Source organism: Ottowia sp., from assembly GCF_046348305.1.
In the GTDB taxonomy this organism is placed as follows: Bacteria; Pseudomonadota; Gammaproteobacteria; order Burkholderiales; family Burkholderiaceae_C; genus Ottowia.
Genome location: NZ_JAXMEM010000003.1, coordinates 452,876 through 468,589, shown reverse-complemented (window position 1 = coordinate 468,589; position 15,714 = coordinate 452,876). Strand labels below are relative to the sequence as shown.

The following is a 15,714-nucleotide window of genomic DNA, read 5'->3' as shown; positions in this document are numbered from 1 at the left end:
GTCAACCCTTGAAAGGAAAATCGAAATGTCCTCCCTTGCCCGCCGCAGCCTTCTGGCCAGTGCCTTGTGCGCCGCCTTTGCCCTGGCCGCACCCACGGCCCAGGCCGCCGACGCGCCGATCACCATCATGGTCGGCGGCATCAACAAGATCATCTACCTGCCCGCCAAGCTGACCGAGGCGCTGGGCTACTTCAAGGACGAAGGCCTGAACGTCGAGTTGCAATCGCAACCCGCGGGCGTAGATGCCGAGAACCAGCTGATCGCCGGCGCGGTGCAGGGCGTGGTGGGCTTTTATGACCACACCATCGACCTGCAAAGCAAGGGCAAGGAGGTCGAGGCCATCGCCGTGTTCGGCAAGGTGCCGGGCGAGGTGGAGATGGTGTCCACCAAGGCCGCACCCACCTTCAAGAGCATGGCCGACGCCAAGGGCAAGACCCTGGGCGTGACGGGCCTGGGCTCGTCCACCGACTTTCTGACGCGCTACCTGGCGCTGCGCCAGGGCGTGGAGTCCAAGGACTATTCGCTGCTGCCGGTGGGCGCGGGCAACAGCTTCATCGCCGCCATCAAGCAGGACCGCATCCAGGCCGGCATGACCACCGAACCCACCATCTCGCAGCTGCTGAAGACCGGCGACGCCCAGGTACTGGTGGACATGCGCACCGAAGAGGGCACGCGCGCGGCGCTGGGTGGCCTGTACCCGGCATCCAGCCTGTACGTGGCCAACAGCTGGGCCGACGCCAACAAGGCGCAGGCCAGCAAGCTGGCGCGCGCCTTTGCCAAGACCATGCAGTACATCCACACGCACAGCGCCGAGGAGATTGCCGACAAGATGCCGCGCGACTACTACGGCAGCGACAAGGCGCTGTACGTGGCGGCCATCAAGTCCTCGCTGCCCATGTTCACCCAGGACGGCCGCATGCCGGAGGGCGGACCCGAGACAGTGCTGAAGGTGCTCGCCACCTTCAAGCCGCAGGTCAAGGCCAAGAACATCGACCTGTCCAAGACCTATACCAACGCCTTCCTGCCCACCGCCAAATGAGCACCACCCCAAGCACCGCCGGCGCTGCACCGGCCATCGAATTCGACGACGTGTCGCTGCGCTTCATCTCGGGCGACGGCACGGCCACCGTGACGCTGCGCAACTTCACCATGGCGGTGGCGCGCGGCGAGTTTGTCGCCATCGTCGGCCCCACGGGCTGCGGCAAGTCGACCACGCTGAACATGATCACCGGCCTGCTGCAACCCACCGTCGGCAAGGTGCGGGTGATGAACCAGCCGGTGACCGGGATCGATCCGCGCATCGGCTTCGTGTTCCAGGCCGACGCGGTGTTTCCGTGGCGCAACGTGATCGACAACGTGGCCGCCGGCCCGGTGTTTCGCGGCACGCCCCACCAGCAGGCGCACGAGCTGGCGGCGCAGTGGATCAACCGCGTGGGGCTGGCCGGCTTTGCGCAGCACTATCCGCACCAGCTCTCCGGCGGCATGCGCAAGCGCGTGGCGCTGGCGCAGACCTTCATCAACAACCCCGAAATCCTGCTGATGGACGAGCCGTTTTCGGCGCTGGACATGCAGACGCGCACGCTGATGCAGGACGAGCTGCTCAAGCTGTGGTCGGACCGCGGCGGATCGGTGGTCTTCGTCACGCACGACATCGAGGAGGCCATTGCCCTGGCCGACCGCGTGTTCGTGCTGTCGGCGCGCCCGGCCACCTTGAAGCGCGTCTACCCGATCGACCTGCCGCGCCCGCGCGTGATGGCCGAGGTGCGCTACCACCCCAACTTCATCGAGCTGTCCAAGCGCATCTGGGCCGACCTGCGCGAAGAAGTGTCCATTCATTGAACACCCCCAGTCTCCACTCGCTGCGCGATGTTCCGCCAACCCCCTTGCAGGGGGCATCGCCAGTGACCGGGGAGACCCCGGCCACGGCGATCGCTGGTCCGGCCTGCTCCGCGGCCATCGGGCTCGCTGTGGATTGACTGCCACCGACGGTGCGATGCACCGCAAACAACCCATCAAGGAAAGCCGCCATGAATACCGCTGTTCTCGCCCATGCGCCAGGCGCCGCCCCACCCGCTTCACTCAGCGAGGAAGCACTGGCGCGCGAATCGCTGCGCGCCCAGGCCGCCTTGCGCCGGCGCAAGTGGGTCATCATCGGCCTGCGCCTGCTGTTCCTGTTCGTCGTGCTGGGCGGCTGGGAGCTGGCCGCCAGCCGCAAGTGGATCGACCCGTTCTTCTACTCGCAGCCCTCGCTGATCTGGGAGCAGATTGTGGAGTGGGTGCGCGACGGCACCTCGCAAGGCCCGCTGTGGGTGCAGATTGCCGTGACGCTGGAGGAAACCGTCATCGGCTTTCTGATCGGCGGCATCGGCGGCATCATCTTCGGCATCGTGCTGGGCCGCAACAAGCTGCTGGCCGACGTGTTCAGCCTCTACATCAAGATCGCCAACTCGATCCCGCGCGTGGTGCTGGGCTCGGTGTTCGTCATCGCCCTGGGCCTGGGCATGGCCTCCAAGGTGGCGCTGGCCGTGGTGATGGTGTTCTTCGTCGTGTTCGGCAACGCCTTCCAGGGCGTGATCGAGGCCGACAAGTACCTCATCGCCAACGCCCGCATCCTGGGCGCCTCGCCGCGCCAGGTCACCACGGCCGTGGTCATTCCGTCGGCCATGTCCTGGATTCTGGCCAGCCTGCACGTCAGCTTCGGCTTTGCCCTGGTGGGCGCGGTGGTGGGCGAGTTTCTGGGCGCCAAGCAGGGCATGGGCCTGCTCATCTCGACGGCGCAAGGCGCCTTCAACGCCAGCGGCGTGTTTGCCGCCATGATCCTGCTGGCGGCCGTTGCCCTGGTGGCCGACTTCGTGCTGACGCGGCTGGAAAAGCGCCTGCTCAAGTGGCGGCCGGCGGCGTTTTGAGTCGCGCCAGCAGTGCGGCCGTCGAGGGGTCCAGCGCGCTGCCCTCGGTGTGGGTCCACAAGGCGGTTTCGATCTCGCCGGCGTGGCGCTTGCCCAGCTCCACGCCCCATTGGTCGAAACTGTTGATGCCCCACAGCGAGCCCAGCACGAAGGTGCGGTGCTCATAAAGCGAGAGCAGCGCGCCCAGGCTGCGGGCCGACAAATCGGGCAACATCAGCACCGTGGAAGGCCGGTTGCCCGGAAAGTGCCGCTCGGGCGCGTCGCCCGTCTGCCCGCACATCAGCGCGCGCGCCTGCGCCAGCGCGTTGGCCAGCAGCTTGTCGTGATGGCCGGACAAGGCGTGGGCCGGGCGCTGCACCAGCACGAACTCGACGGGCACCACCTCGCTGCCCTGGTGCAGCATCTGAAAAAACGCATGCTGGCCGTTGCTGCCGGCCTGCCCCCAGGTGACCGGCGCGCTGGCAAAGGCCAGGGTGCGGCCGCGCGCGTCCACGCCCTTGCCGTTGCTCTCCATCTCCAGTTGCTGCAGATAGGCCGGCAACTGGCGCAGGCCGTGGTGGTATGGGGCCACGCAGCGGCTGTGCAGGCCGAGAAAATTGCGATACCAGAGATCGAGCAAGGCCAGTTGCAGCGGCAGGTTCTGCTCGATCGGCGCGCCGGCAAAGTGCGCGTCCATGGTCCGCGCGCCGGCCAGCAGGTCAAGAAAGCCATCGCGACCGATGGCGATGGCAATGGGCAGGCCGATGGCGGACCACAACGAGAAGCGCCCGCCCACCCCCTCGTCGAAACCCAGGCAGCACCCGGCCCCGAAGGCGGCAGCGGCGGCCGCGTTGGCGCTGACGGCGATGAAGTGGCGCGCCACGTCGCGGCCACCCTGGGCCTCGAACCACGCGCGCGCAGACTGGGCGTTGCGCAAGGTCTCGGCGGTGCCGAAGGTCTTGGACGCCACGATGAACAGGGTGCTGCCCGGCTTCAGGCCAAGCAGCGTTTCAGCCAATTCGTGCCCGTCCATGTTGGCGACGAAGTGCAGGCGCGGCCCATCCGAATGGCCGCCGCTGCGCAGCGCCTGCACCACCAGGCGCGGCCCCAGATCGGAGCCGCCGATGCCGATGTGCACCACGTCGGTGATGGCGCGGTCGGTGCGCACGGCCTCGGCGCAGTCCAGCATGGCCTGCAGTTGCCCCGCTGCCGTGGGTAGTCCTGAAACTATTGAATTGATAGCTGTCTGCGCTTGATTGCCGGGCGTTGCAGCCTGATTCAATGCCCAACGCCAGTGCACGTGCGTGACCGCGCGCTGCTCGCTGGTGTTGATGGGCGCGCCGCGCAGCATGGCGTCGCGATGCGCTTCGACGCCGCATTCGCGCGCCAGCTGGTTCAGCAGTTGTTGCGCCTCGCGGTCGATCAGGTTCTTGGACAGGTCGGCAAAGACCGGCGGCGCGTCGAAGCTGAAGGCCGCCACGCGCTGCACGTCCTCGGCAAACGCGCGGCGCAGGTCAAAGGCGGCGGGCCCCTCAAAGCAATGCGCGTGATGCGCCGCCAGCAGCGCCCAGCTCGGCGTCTCGTCGCAGCGCGGGCGGTGTTGCCAGCTCATCGCGGATCAGCGCGCCTGGATCAGCGCCTCGAGCTTGTGCGCATCGGCAATGAACACCCGGATGCCCTCGGCCAGTTTTTCGGTGGCCATGGCGTCCTCGTTCAGCGCCAGGCGAAAGCCGGCTTCGTCGTATTGCACCGGCTTCAGGTCCAGCGCGCGGGCGGCCTGTGCGTCCAGCGCGCGCGGCAGCGGCGCATTGCTGGCGGCCAGTTGCGCCATCAGCTCGGGTGCGATGGTCAGCAGGTCACAACCGGCCAGCGCGGTGATCTGGCCGATATTGCGAAAGCTCGCACCCATCACCTCGGTGGCGATGCCGAAGTGCTTGTAGTACTCGTAGATGCGGCGCACCGACTGCACGCCGGGATCGTTGGGGCCGGCCATGGCGGCTTCGTCCCAGCCGGCGCCGGCGGCCTTCTTGTACCAGTCGTAGATGCGCCCGACGAAGGGCGAGATGAGCTGCGCCCGGGCCTGCCCGCAGGCCACCGCCTGGCAAAACGAGAACAGCAGCGTCATGTTGCAGGCGATGCCGCGCTCCTGCAACTGCCGGGCCGCCTGGACACCCTCCCAGGTGCTGGCCACCTTGATGAGCACGCGCTGCGGGTCGATGCCCTCGGCCCGATACATCGCCAGGATGCGCTGGGCCCGCGCCACGCTGGCCGGCATGTCGAAAGACAGGCGGGCATCGACCTCGGTGGACACGCGGCCCGGAATCAGCGACAGGATCTCGCAGCCAAAGCGCACCAGCAGCCGGTCCATCTGCTCATCCACCGGCCTGCCGGTGTGGGCCGCCACGGTTTGCGCCAGCAGCGGCGCGTACTCGGGCTTTTGCACCGCCTTCAGGATCAGCGAGGGGTTGGTGGTGGCGTCGCGCGGCTGGTATTGCGCCAGTTGCCTGAAGTCGCCGGTGTCAGCCACGACGGTGGTCAGTTGTTTCAGCGCATCGAGTTGGTTCATCGCGCCAATTATCCCCGCCGGCGGCCTGCCCGCGCCGCCCGCCACCCGCCAGCCGCGCACGTGTGTCCCAGCCCTGACGGACCGCGGTTCGCGACCACGGAAGAGCCACGGCCCACCGGCGTGGCGGCTCCGGCGTGCCACTCCGGCGAGGCAATCCGAACCCACCCACACCCGGACCGTGGAATTGTGTAGATTTTTGTGCTTTTTTTGGGCCGTTCGGGCAGGGCCCGCGCATTGGTGGGAAAACTTTTCTGCTATTGTGTTGAGTTGTATCAATCGTATCTGCCGTGCAGGTATTGACAGCGACCCCACACCTTGATCCGCCATGTCGACATCGAACGCCCCTTGCCCGCCGCCCTCTGCCCCGTCCCTGCTGCGCCGTCGCAGCGTGCTGCAACTGGCGGCTGCCGGGGCGGCTGCCCATGTCGGCCTGGCGGCGTACGCCCAGGGATCGGCCGGACGAGTCATCCGCATCGGCACCACCTTCGACAACAGCGGCGTCGAGAAAGCCAATGGCTCCGGCATGTTTGCCGGTTCAAGCGCGTTCGTCGCGGCGCTCAACAAGGCCGGTGGCATCTTTGGCAGCAAAGTCGAACTGGTCATGAAGGATGACGGCTTCAAGCCCGACGTGGCCAAGGCCAACGCGCTCGCCTTTGCCGCCGACCCCTCGGTGCTGGCGCTGCTGCATCCGCTGGGCACGCGGCAGTCGGCCGAAATCATCGACGCCGTCCCGGGCATGGCCGTGGTGGGTCCGAACACCGGGACCGTTTCGCTGCGCAAAAAAGCAAGCCCCAACGTCTTCTGGGCACGGGCCAACTACGACCAGGAAATCGACCGCCTGGTGCGCCAAGCCGCATCGTCGGGCCAGAAGCGCGTCGGCCTGGTGCATCCCAAAGACCCGTTGGGCGCATCGCTGCTGGCCGGCTTTCAGGCAGCCATGGCACGCCAAAAACTCGAACCGGTCATCATCGCCACCACGCCCGGCACCGTCAGCCTGGAAGTGGAGCCGGCAGCCAAGCAAATCGCCGGGGTCAAACCCGACATCGTGATCGTCGGCCTGGCCGGCACCGCCGGACCCTTCCTGAAGGCCTTGCGCGCGGCCGGCGGCAACCCCATGGTGTACGGCATCTCGATCAGTGCGGGCTCCATCTTCGCCATGGGAGAGCAAGCCCACGGGGCCGGCTTCTCGATCGCCGTTCCGTCACCCTACTCGCGTCGCACCGCGATCGCGCGCCGCTATCAGGACGACATGCGCGCCGCCGGCCACAAGGACTTGTCGCTGGCCAGCATCGAGGGCTACATCGACGCCATGGTGCTGGCCGAAGGGCTGCGCCGCGCGGGCCCTTCGCCCACGCGAGCCGCGGTCATGGCCGGGCTCGAGCGGATCGAGGATTGGGATGCCGGTGGGCTGCGTTTCAACTTCAGCCGCCCCGGCCATGAGGGATGCGAATACGTGGACGTTGGCGTCGTGAGCGCGACGGGCCAGTTGCTGACCTGACGACAAGCACTGCAGAGCATGCGCGCGCCGGTCAAGCGCGCCGCGAACCCGATGCCGGCGCAATCAGGCCGCCGCCGGCACCACCGACACCCCTTGACTGCCCAGCGTCAAGCCAACGCAATTGCCTGCTGCCAGCGGCGTCTCCACATCGCGGGAAATGGCCAAGATACTGCCCAAGGCGGTATCAAAGGTGTACTCCATCACGCCACCCAGATAAGCCGCCTTGCACAAGGTCGCCGGCAAGCCGGAGCCCGCGGCGCCGATTCGCCAGGCCTGCGGCCGCACCGCCACCTTGACGCTACCCGCCGGCATGGCGCGGCGCGGACGAATCATCAGCGGCCCCAACCGAACCTGTCCGTCTGCAAGCACGGTGCCGGGCAGCAGCAGCGCGTCGCCCATGAAGCCGGCGACAAATTCGCTGGCCGGGTGCTCGTACAGCTCCGTCGGCGTGCCGGCCTGGGCAATCACGCCGTGGTCCATCACGATGATCTGGTCGCTCACGGCCAGCGCCTCGCTCTGGTCGTGCGTGACATAGGCCACCGTCAGGCCCAGGCGCTGCTGCAGGGCGCGGATTTCCTCGCGCATGTCGCGGCGCAGGCGCGCGTCCAGATTGGACAGCGGCTCGTCGAACAGCAGCACCGCCGGCTCCAGCACCAGCGCGCGCGCCAGCGCCACGCGCTGCTGCTGGCCACCTGACAGCTCGCTGGGCAGGCGCGCGTCCATGCCCACCAGCCCCACGCCCTGCAAGGCCGCCTGGGCCCGCTGGGTTGCGCTGGCCTTGTCCACGCCCGACATCTTCAGGCCGTACATCACGTTGTCCAGCACGCTCATGTGCGGAAACAGCGCGTAGCTCTGGAACATCATGCTCACGTTGCGCTCGGCCGGCCCGAGCGTGGTCACCTCGCGCCCGTCAATGAACACCTGGCCGCTGGTGGGCAACTCCAGCCCGGCGATCATGCGCAAGATGGTGGTCTTGCCGCAGCCCGAGGGCCCCAGGATGGTGGTGAGCGTGCCCTTGGGCACCTCAAAGCTCACGCCCTTGACGGCCAGCGCGGCCGCGGGCCCCGTGCCGTAGCGCTTGACGACGTTCTTGAAGACGATGCCGGACATGGTGTGTGCTATCGATGGGGGTTGGATGCGTTGAAAACAGCCGGACGCAGAGGACGCAAAAAAATCGCAAAGGACGCAAAACATAAGAGATTTTTTGCTTTTCCTTTTGCGTCTTCTGCGTATTCTTTGCGTCCTCTGCGTCCGGTTTTCTTGCGGCCTTCATGTCGCCCCCTGGCTGCCCTGCGGCTGCGCGCCCGCGCGGCGCCGGCCCAGCTTGCGCTCGCCCACCAGCCACTGGATGAGCGCCGCGCCCAGCGCCATCAGCACGATCAGCACCGTGCAATAGGCCAGCGCCACGCCGTAGTCGCCGTTGCCGACGCGGCCGATGATGTAGGTGGTGGCCAGCTCGTTCTCGGCCGTGACCAAAAAGATGACGGCGCTGACGGTGGTGATGGCGCGCACGAAGCTGTAGACCAGCGCTGTCACCAGCGCCGGCTTGAGCAACGGCAGCACCACATGGCGCAGGGTTTGCAGGCTGCCGGCGCGCAGCATCAGCGAGGCCTCGTCCAGCGAACGGTCGAGTTGCTTGAAGGCCGCCGTGCCGGCGCGTACGCCCACCGGCAGGTTGCGAAACACAAAGCACAGCACGATGATCAGCGCCGTGCCCGTCAGCTCCAGCGGCGGCATGTTGAAGGCCAGGATGTAGCTCACGCCCAGCACCGTGCCCGGAATGGCAAAGGCCAGCAGGGCCGCGAACTCGAACGCGCCCTGCCCCTTGAACTGCGTGCGCGCCAAAAGCCACGCAATGCCCAGGCCGAGCGCGGCGGTGAGCGGCGCCGAGATGGCCGCCAGCTTGAAGGTGGTGAAAAACGAGTTCCAGGCCGTGCCGGCCCACACCAGGCCGTGCTCGCTCCAGTCCAGCGCGAAGGTGGTGTGAAAGTGCTGCAGCGTGGGCGTGTAGTCGCGCCCCCAGGTCTTGACGAAGCCGCCGGTGAAGGCAAAGCCGTAGACCAGCAGCGTGAACACCAGCCAGGGCAGCGCCACGCCCTGCACCAGCCGGCGTACGCCGCGCGGCAGCGGCATGGGAATGCCGGCGTCGCCCTTGCCGGTGACGGTGGTGTAGCTCTTCTTGCCCAGCAGGGCCTGTTGCAGCAGAAAGACCACCAGCGCAAACCCCGCCAGCAGCCAGGCCAGCGCGGCGGCGCGGCCTTGGTCGTACTGCGCGCCGACAATGGCAAAGAAGATTTCGGTGGACAGCACCGAGAATTGCCCGCCCACCACGATGGGGTTGCCGAAATCGGCCATGCTCTCAATGAAGCCGATCAAAAGCGTTGGCCAGCCCCGGCCCCAGCAGCGGCAGCGTGATGGTGCGAAAGGTTTGCGCCGGGCTGGCGCGCAGGGTTTGCGCGGCCTCCTCCAGGCTGGGCGCCACGCCCTGCACCACCGAGCGCATGATCATGAAGGCGATCGGCGCAAAGGCAAAGGTCTGCGCCATCCAGATGCCAACCCAGCCATAGAACCAGCGTGTGGGCGGGATGCCGAAGGCCCACTCCAGCCACTGGTTGACCAGGCCCGCGCGGCCAAACAGCAGGATCAGCCCCAGTCCCACCACGAAGGGCGGCGTGACGATGGGCAGCAGCGCCACCATGCTGAGCGGCCCGGCCAGGCGCCGGCTGCCGCGCTCGGCCATCAGCGCCATCAGCGTGCCCAGCAGCGTGGTGCTGGCCGCGGTCATCAGGGCCAGCAGCAAGGTGTTCCAGGCCACGCCGCAGCTGGGCGCCCCGGCAAAACAGCCCAGCCCGAAATTGCGTTCGTTGAACAGGCGCTCCCACAAAACCCCCAAGGAGGCCTGACCTTCTTCGGTGAACACCGCCGCCGACAAGGCTTTGAGCACCGGATACACGATGAAGATGGCCAGCAGCGCCCCGCTCACCACCACGGCGGCCGACACAAACAGATCGCCGCGAAACAAGCCACGCCGCGCCAGCCCGAAAGCCGCCAGCACCGCCAGCGCGGCCAGCACCAGCGCCGCGCCCCAGCCCATGCCGAACTGGCGCACGGCCAACTCGCCAAACGCCGTGTTCAAGCTGTCGAAGGCCCAGCCGCGCGCGCCAATGGCAAAGCCGCTGGCCAGCAGGCCCAGCGCGCCCAGCACACCACCGGCCAACAGCCAGCCGCCCTGCACGCGCCCCGGTGCCAGGGCCGCGCCCACCGCGCACAGCGCCAGGCCCAGCACCCCGACCAGGAGCCAAGGACGCCCGTACACCAGGGCCTGCATCAGGCCGTTGCCGGCATGCTCGGCGCTGAACACCTGGCCGACCAGCAGCAGGCCGTTGGTGTCCTGCGCGGCATACCAGGGCAGCGCCAGATAGCCCAGCGTACCGGCAAGCACCCAGCCCCACAGCGGCCGGTTGGCAGAAGTCAAATGAACACCCCCAGTCTCCACTCGCTACGCGATGTTTCGCCCACCCCCTTGCAGGGGACGCGCCCAGTGGCCGGGGGAGACCCCGGCCACGGGCGCTCTGGCCTGGCCTGCTCCGTGGCCACTCGGCACCGCGGGGTTCATGCTCTGGCGGGTGACGCGCAGCGTGACGGATAACGATGACGACACCAGCGCCCGCGCTCACTTGCCCTGGTTCTGGATTTCTGGCTCTGTTGAAAATCGAGTGGGTTACCGGGCATGAGGGTTGACGGCATGGAAGTCGAGCTTGCCGGCGATCAGGAAGACGACGACCTTGATCGTGTTGAAGGTCGCGAAGCCGCGGGCTCGGCGCTTGGCGGCTTGGAACAGGCCGTTGAGTGCTTCGAGGAAGCCATTGGTCTGGCGGGTTTGTGCCCAGGCGACGATGCCTTCGATGTGACGCCGCACGAGGGCGGCGACGTCTTTCATCGGCTCGACCTTGGAGCGCATGACGCAGGTGCACCAGTGCTCGAGCATCGAGCGCACGACGTTGATCTGCTTGCGCTCGAGGATCTCGCGCAGCCGTTCCTTGTAGACCCAGGCGCGAGCCGTGCGCACCGTGGTCATCCTGGCGACCAGCGCATCGAGATCGGCAGCGGCCTCGGGGTTGAGACTGGCGCGATCCTTCAGCAGCGACCAGCGCAGCCCCTTGAGCGACTTGTCGCTGCGCTGCTCGATGCGCCGCATCTTGTCCACGGCCGCATTGGCATGCCAGACGACGTGGAACTTGTCGAACGTGATGCGGGCGTTGGGCAACTCATCGGTGCAGCCCTTGATGAACGCCGGCGACATGTCGATGCTGACCGAGTCGATTTGCTCGGGCGGGCAGCCGTGCTTGGCCAGTTCGCCAGCGATGGTTGTGATCGTCTTGGCATCGCGTCCTTCGGTCACGGCCAGCACTCGGCGTTTTTGCGCATCGGCGGCCAGCGTGATGTAGTCGTGGCCCTTGGCGCGCGAGGTCTCGTCGATGGCCAACGCGGTGACGTCACTGAAATCGGCGGCCTCCAGCGCCAACTCGACATAGCGACGGCAGATGGCCAGCACCCGGTACGCCGAGATGCCCACGATGCGCGCCACCGCCGCAAACGGCATCTGCGGCGCCAGCATCAGCACCAGCGCCTCGAACAAGAGCGTGAAGCCCGAGAGTTTACCTGCGAACGGCGGCTTGATCAGCGCTACCCGCCCGTCGGGCAGCCTCACGCGCGGCGTGCGCACCTGCAGCACGCATTCGTGCTGGAAGAAGTTCAGGTGCCGGTAGACCTTGGTCACGGTGTCGTGCACCGGATGCTCGCCGGCCACCGCCTCGACGGCAAAGCAGCTGCCGGCGGTGAAGTCGATACCCACCGTCAAGACCTTGGAGGCCTCGTCGAAGCGGACGCCGGCAACGAACCACGGCTGCGTGATGCCGAGCGCCGCTTCGAACAACTTGTCATGCATGCGAATCGCTCCCTGTTTGTCATGGCCGATGCGTCAACGTGCCGCATCGGCCAAGACGACAGCGTACCGGTTGCTGGCCAGCGTCAAGGGTTCGCTGCGCCGGGCTTCGCCTGCCCTTGACCCCGGCCAGCAACCAAAACACCCTCGATTCCGCCCACTCAAAATTCAAGAGAGGCGGATTTCTTTTTCCCACTTGGCGATCAGGCGCTTGCGCTCGGCGCTGGCGCCGTATTTGGCGTAGTCGTAGTTGATGAGCTTGATTTTCTTGGGGTCGCTCATGCGCGGGTCGATCGGCACCTTGCTGTTGCTGGGCAGCTGAAACTGCTTGGCCGCCAGGCCAAACTGCTGGCCACCGGGGGTGAGCGCCCACTCGTAGAAGGCCTTGGCGTTGGCGGTGTTGGGGCCGCCCTTGACGATGCTCATCGAGCCCACCTCGGCGCCCGTGCCCTCGCTGGGCGTGGCCTGGCCGACCGGAAAGCCGTTGACCTTCTCGGTCGTGGCGTCATGCACGAAGCTGATCGACACCATGGTCTCGCCGCGCGCCACGGCCTTGACGGGCGCGGTGCCCGAGCGGGTGTAGGCGCTGATGTTCCTGTCCAGCGCCTTCATGTAGTCGAAGGCCTTGTCCTCGCCCATCAGCTGCACCAGGGTGGCGATCATGGTGTAGGCGGTGCCGCTGGAGGCCGGGTTGGCCATCTGGATCTCGCCTTTGTATTCGGGCTTGAGCAAATCGGCCCAGGACGTAGGCGCGGTGGCCTTCTTCTTGGCCAGCAGCTCGGTGTTGAAGCCAAAGCCCAGCGGGCCCAGGTACACGCCCACGGTGCGGTACTTGGAGTCAGCCGCCTGCTTTTGCGCCCAGGGGTAGAGCTGGGGCAGCAAGGGCGACTTGTATTCGAGCGACAAGCCCTGCTCGGCCGCCTGCAGGTGCGGGTCGCCCGTGCCGCCAAACCACACGTCGGTCTTGGGGTTGGCCCGCTCGGCCATCAGCTGCGCCAGCGCCTCGCCCGAGCCCTTGGCCGTCATGTTGACCTTGATGCCCGTGCTCTTGGCAAATACGGTGCTCATCATGTTGCACCACTCGGCCTGCACCGAACAGATGATGTTGACCTGACCCTGGGCGCTGGCAAGGCCGGGCAAGGCGATCAGGGACAGGGCAAGGATGGCTGCTGGCTTCATGGCGTGCGGAGGCGTGAAAAGGACCGGGTGGCGCGACCGGCAACGCCACCCATGGAGCCTGCAAACATATCACGCCGGCACGCGTTGCCACCCTCGGGGATTCACCGGGAATCCGTCGGGCGCGCGTGCGCGAATCGAGCCCCGTCAGCGCCCGTAGGTGGCCGTGAACGACGCCTTGGCCAGCGTGTTGGCGTTGACCATGAAGCCGGCCAGCGCGGCCGGCGCGTCGTCCGGCACTTCGATGCGCGGCACCGACAAGGCATGGACGGTGAAGATGTAGCGGTGCGGCTTGTCACCCGGCGGCGGGCACATGCCGCCCCAAGCGTAGATGCCGTAGTCGTTGCGGATCTGGCGTGCGCCGGCGGGCAGCTTGGCGCCGCCCTTGGCGCCGGCGTCGGCGGCCAGCTCATGCACGCCGGCGGGCAAGTCGATCAGCACCCAGTGCCAGAAGCCCGAGCCGGTGGGCGCGTCCGGGTCGTACACGTTCAGGGCAAAGCTTTTTGTTCCGGCCGGCTCGCCGCTCCAGCGCAACACGGGCGACTGGTTGGCGCCGGAACAGCCGAAGCTGTCGAACTCGAAGCGCTGGTCGATGGTGCTGCCGGCGGCGATGTCGGGACTGCTGAGGGTGAAAGGCATGGTGGTCTCCTGCAAAACCCCAGCTTAGCAGGCGCGCCGGGCCCGCGTGGACAACCCGGGCGCAAACGCTCCTGACTCAGCGATTGCGCCGCCGTCCGCGCAATGCCGCGAAGCCGAGCAAGCCCGCCAAGCCCACCAAGCCCCATTGCGACAGGGTCGGGACCGGCGCCGGCGTGACATCAGTCACCACCACGTTGTCCAGCGCGGGACCACAGGGCGTGTTGTCCAGGCTGGTGAAACTCAGGGTGCTGGTCGAGCCCGTGGCCGTGAACGTATAGATTTGCGTCGTCCAGCCCATGCTGGCTTGACTGTGGCCCGTGACGTCGAAGGTGTAGTTGGTCGAAGCCCCGCCCGTCGCCTGAACTTGCACGGTCTTGATCGTGGGTGCGCAAGTGGGGTTGCCCGCCAAAGAGAAGCTGACGCGATACACGTGGCCCGCTTGCGTGTCGAAGGCCTGCTGAACGCCGCCGGCGCTGCCACCGCTCAGATCCAGAGACCGACTGCCGTCCGCTGCCGTCCAGTAGGTGCCGATGTAATCGATGTTGGCCCCGGTGACGGTCCACCCGGTGATCTGTGTGTTGCCGGCCGGGAGGTTGACAAAGCTGCCGGCAGCCGGTCCGGTCTCGAAGCTCCCGTTCTGAAACGGCGCCGCTTGGGCTGCGCCACCCATCGCGACGCTCAAGGCCAAAAGCACGATGGGCTTGGTCAACACGTTCATCTTCGTTCTCCCAGCCAAATTGGATCGGCCTGAATCAAGAGGAAAATCAAAAAACAGTTTCATGCGCTTTGTCAACGTCGTCCAGTGTTTTTCTGTACACGCACCGGTCGGTGTTGCAATCACTCCACACCCACAAGGCGCCATCGACGACGCCATCTTCCGTGCGGGCTCGCCGCGCACCTTTTTGCCAGGACCGACGTCGCTAGACGCGCCCCTCCTCCACCGCGTGGCAGGCCACCTGAACACCCCCGATGGCTTGCAGCGCGGGTCGCTCGGCCTTGCAGCGCGCGTTGGCCAGTGGGCAGCGCGGATGAAAGGTGCAGCCCGTGGGCGGGTTGAGCGGGTTGGGCACCTCGCCCTGCACCGGGGTGCGCGCGCGGCCGGTGTCGTGCATCTTGGGGATGGCGTCCAGCAGCATGCGCGTGTAGGGGTGGCGCGGCGTGGCAAACAGCGTGCGCTTGGGCGCCAGCTCGACGATGCGGCCCAGGTACATCACGCCCACGTGGTCGCTCACGTGGCGCACCACGGCCAGGTTGTGGCTGATGAACAGGTAGGTCAGCTGCCGCTCGCGCTGCAGCTTCTTCATGATGTTGAGCACCTGCGCCTGCACGCTCACGTCCAGCGCGCTGGTGGGTTCGTCGCACACCAGAAATTCAGGCTGCGTGGCCAGCGCGCGGGCAATCGAGATGCGCTGGCGCTGCCCGCCCGAGAACTGGTGCGGAAACTTGGCCATGTCCACGGCCGCCAGGCCCACCGACTGCAACAGGGCGGCCACGCGCTCGTCGGCCTCGGCCCTGGACTGAACCAGGCCGTGCTCGTGCAGCGGCTCGGCAATGATGTCGGCCACCTTCCAGCGCGGGTTGAGGCTGGCATAGGGGTCCTGAAAGATCATCTGGATGCCGCGGCGCAGCTCGCGCCCGCCCTTGGCCAGCGCGGCGTGCACGTCCTGGCCCTTGAAGAAGAAGCGCCCGCGCGTCGGCTGGTACAGGCCCACCAGCACGCGCGCCACGGTGCTCTTGCCGCAGCCCGACTCGCCCACCAGGGCCAGGGTCTCGCCCTTGTTGATGGTGAAGCTGGCCTCGTCGACGGCTTGCAGCAACTGGCGCGGCTTGCGCTCCAGGATGCGGTTGAGCAGCGGCGGCGAGACGTCGAAGCTCATCGCCAGGCCCTCGGCGCGCACCAGGGGCTGCGTCGCTCCCTCCCCCTCCGGGGGAGGGTTGGGGTGGGGGCCGGCGGCGCCCGACTCCAACAAGCTGCTGGCCCCCATCCCAGCCTTCCCCCAGAGGG

Annotated in this window: 12 protein-coding genes and 1 pseudogene; 4 read left to right on the top strand and 9 right to left on the bottom strand. The window is 67.1% G+C overall.

The window, feature by feature from the left end; translation table 11 throughout:
• Positions 1–25: 25 nt before the first annotated feature.
• The 3 genes from U1F38_RS02330 (at position 26) to U1F38_RS02320 (ending at position 2,906) form a co-directional block, all read left to right on the top strand.
• Positions 26–1,039: an ABC transporter substrate-binding protein gene (locus tag U1F38_RS02330; protein ID WP_409985441.1), complete on the top strand. Its 1,014-nt coding sequence runs from the start codon at positions 26–28 to the stop codon at positions 1,037–1,039.
• Positions 1,036–1,839, top strand: coding sequence for an ABC transporter ATP-binding protein (locus tag U1F38_RS02325; protein ID WP_409985440.1), 804 nt, complete (start codon positions 1,036–1,038; stop codon positions 1,837–1,839). Before U1F38_RS02330 ends, U1F38_RS02325 begins: the two co-directional genes overlap by 4 nt.
• A gap of 188 nt (positions 1,840–2,027) precedes the next feature.
• Entirely contained in the window at positions 2,028–2,906 is an 879-nt protein-coding gene (locus tag U1F38_RS02320) for an ABC transporter permease (protein ID WP_409985439.1), read from the top strand.
• Here the strand turns inward: U1F38_RS02320 and pgi are convergent.
• Both pgi and tal read right to left on the bottom strand, forming a co-directional pair.
• The gene (pgi, locus tag U1F38_RS02315) at positions 2,881–4,497 is read right to left on the bottom strand and encodes a glucose-6-phosphate isomerase (protein ID WP_409985438.1); all 1,617 of its coding nucleotides are present in this window, start codon (positions 4,495–4,497) and stop codon (positions 2,881–2,883) included. The genes U1F38_RS02320 and pgi overlap by 26 nt on opposite strands.
• Before the next feature lie 6 nt (positions 4,498–4,503).
• Positions 4,504–5,451 carry a transaldolase gene (gene tal, locus U1F38_RS02310; RefSeq protein WP_409985437.1) on the bottom strand — a complete coding sequence of 316 codons (948 nt, stop codon included), beginning with the start codon at positions 5,449–5,451 and terminating at the stop codon, positions 4,504–4,506.
• A 325-nt stretch (positions 5,452–5,776) separates the two neighbouring features.
• Between tal and U1F38_RS02305 the strand changes: the two genes are divergently transcribed.
• Positions 5,777–6,949, top strand: a complete 1,173-nt coding sequence (locus U1F38_RS02305) for an ABC transporter substrate-binding protein (RefSeq protein WP_409985436.1) — start codon at positions 5,777–5,779, stop codon at positions 6,947–6,949.
• Positions 6,950–7,012: 63 nt separating this feature from the next.
• Here the strand turns inward: U1F38_RS02305 and U1F38_RS02300 are convergent, their stop codons facing one another.
• The 7 genes and pseudogenes from U1F38_RS02300 to U1F38_RS02270 form a co-directional block, all read right to left on the bottom strand.
• Positions 7,013–8,059: an ABC transporter ATP-binding protein gene (locus U1F38_RS02300; protein ID WP_409985435.1), complete on the bottom strand. Its 1,047-nt coding sequence runs from the start codon at positions 8,057–8,059 to the stop codon at positions 7,013–7,015.
• Between the two features lie 159 nt (positions 8,060–8,218).
• Positions 8,219–10,445 (bottom strand): annotated as a pseudogene (locus tag U1F38_RS02295) (ABC transporter permease).
• Positions 10,446–10,670: 225 nt separating this feature from the next.
• Positions 10,671–11,897 carry an ISL3 family transposase gene (locus tag U1F38_RS02290; protein ID WP_409985275.1) on the bottom strand — a complete coding sequence of 409 codons (1,227 nt, stop codon included), beginning with the start codon at positions 11,895–11,897 and terminating at the stop codon, positions 10,671–10,673.
• Between the two features lie 165 nt (positions 11,898–12,062).
• Positions 12,063–13,073, bottom strand: coding sequence for an ABC transporter substrate-binding protein (locus tag U1F38_RS02285; RefSeq protein ID WP_409985434.1), 1,011 nt, complete (start codon positions 13,071–13,073; stop codon positions 12,063–12,065).
• A gap of 144 nt (positions 13,074–13,217) precedes the next feature.
• Complete coding sequence (locus U1F38_RS02280; protein ID WP_409985433.1) at positions 13,218–13,709, bottom strand: YbhB/YbcL family Raf kinase inhibitor-like protein; 492 nt, start codon at positions 13,707–13,709, stop codon at positions 13,218–13,220.
• Between the two features lie 76 nt (positions 13,710–13,785).
• Positions 13,786–14,427 (bottom strand): choice-of-anchor C family protein, encoded by a 642-nt coding sequence (locus tag U1F38_RS02275; RefSeq protein WP_409985432.1) that lies wholly within the window; start codon positions 14,425–14,427, stop codon positions 13,786–13,788.
• Between the two features lie 202 nt (positions 14,428–14,629).
• Positions 14,630–15,586: an ABC transporter ATP-binding protein gene (locus U1F38_RS02270; RefSeq protein WP_409985431.1), complete on the bottom strand. Its 957-nt coding sequence runs from the start codon at positions 15,584–15,586 to the stop codon at positions 14,630–14,632.
• Positions 15,587–15,714: the final 128 nt, after the last annotated feature.

What these genes read in the sequence shown, in the direction of transcription:
- U1F38_RS02275 (WP_409985432.1), bottom strand. Translation starts at nt 14,427, where the DNA reads ATGAACGTGTTGACCAAGCCCATCGTGCTTTTGGCCTTGAGCGTCGCG.
- U1F38_RS02325 (WP_409985440.1), top strand. Translation starts at nt 1,036, where the DNA reads ATGAGCACCACCCCAAGCACCGCCGGCGCTGCACCGGCCATCGAATTC.
- U1F38_RS02280 (WP_409985433.1), bottom strand. Translation starts at nt 13,709, where the DNA reads ATGCCTTTCACCCTCAGCAGTCCCGACATCGCCGCCGGCAGCACCATC.
- tal (WP_409985437.1), bottom strand. Translation starts at nt 5,451, where the DNA reads ATGAACCAACTCGATGCGCTGAAACAACTGACCACCGTCGTGGCTGAC.
- U1F38_RS02290 (WP_409985275.1), bottom strand. Translation starts at nt 11,897, where the DNA reads ATGCATGACAAGTTGTTCGAAGCGGCGCTCGGCATCACGCAGCCGTGG.
- U1F38_RS02285 (WP_409985434.1), bottom strand. Translation starts at nt 13,073, where the DNA reads ATGAAGCCAGCAGCCATCCTTGCCCTGTCCCTGATCGCCTTGCCCGGC.
- U1F38_RS02330 (WP_409985441.1), top strand. Translation starts at nt 26, where the DNA reads ATGTCCTCCCTTGCCCGCCGCAGCCTTCTGGCCAGTGCCTTGTGCGCC.
- U1F38_RS02305 (WP_409985436.1), top strand. Translation starts at nt 5,777, where the DNA reads ATGTCGACATCGAACGCCCCTTGCCCGCCGCCCTCTGCCCCGTCCCTG.
- U1F38_RS02300 (WP_409985435.1), bottom strand. Translation starts at nt 8,059, where the DNA reads ATGTCCGGCATCGTCTTCAAGAACGTCGTCAAGCGCTACGGCACGGGG.
- U1F38_RS02270 (WP_409985431.1), bottom strand. Translation starts at nt 15,586, where the DNA reads ATGAGCTTCGACGTCTCGCCGCCGCTGCTCAACCGCATCCTGGAGCGC.
- U1F38_RS02320 (WP_409985439.1), top strand. Translation starts at nt 2,028, where the DNA reads ATGAATACCGCTGTTCTCGCCCATGCGCCAGGCGCCGCCCCACCCGCT.
- pgi (WP_409985438.1), bottom strand. Translation starts at nt 4,497, where the DNA reads ATGAGCTGGCAACACCGCCCGCGCTGCGACGAGACGCCGAGCTGGGCG.